We start from the raw sequence: 344 nt of genomic DNA, 5'->3' as shown, positions 1-344 counted from the left end.
ACCACAACAGAAGCGGTAGTAGAAGGAACAACAATTGATGCCGCTACAAATCTAAATAACTATGACTTTACTACTACTAACTCTAAGACTTTTGATGTAAACGATACAACTATTACATTAGATACTGATGTATCTGACTTAGATGGATTAGTGGCTGAAATCAATAGTCAATTAGAGACAGCTGGTTCAAATGTGACTGTAGCTAAAAACGAAGCTGGAGACGGCTTAGTATTTACTTCTACAGAGGACATTACACTATCTGGTGCAGACTTAAGTGATTTTGGATTAACTGCAGATACAACTGCTGCTGAAGAAGTTGCAGGTGGAACTGGTACATCTGGTGG

Annotated in this window: 1 protein-coding gene; it reads left to right on the top strand. The window is 38.4% G+C overall.

Features of this window, described 5'->3' with window-relative positions:
* A partial coding sequence (locus BLT_RS24175) for a hypothetical protein (RefSeq protein WP_035426204.1) occupies positions 1-344 on the top strand: 344 nt, incomplete at both ends.

The sequence above is a fragment of the Halalkalibacterium ligniniphilum genome (assembly GCF_000334155.1).
GTDB classification, from domain to species: Bacteria; Bacillota; Bacilli; order Bacillales; family Bacillaceae_D; genus Halalkalibacterium; species Halalkalibacterium ligniniphilum.
Note: the sequence above shows the minus strand (reverse complement) of the source record. Positions and strands in the feature narration are given on the sequence as shown.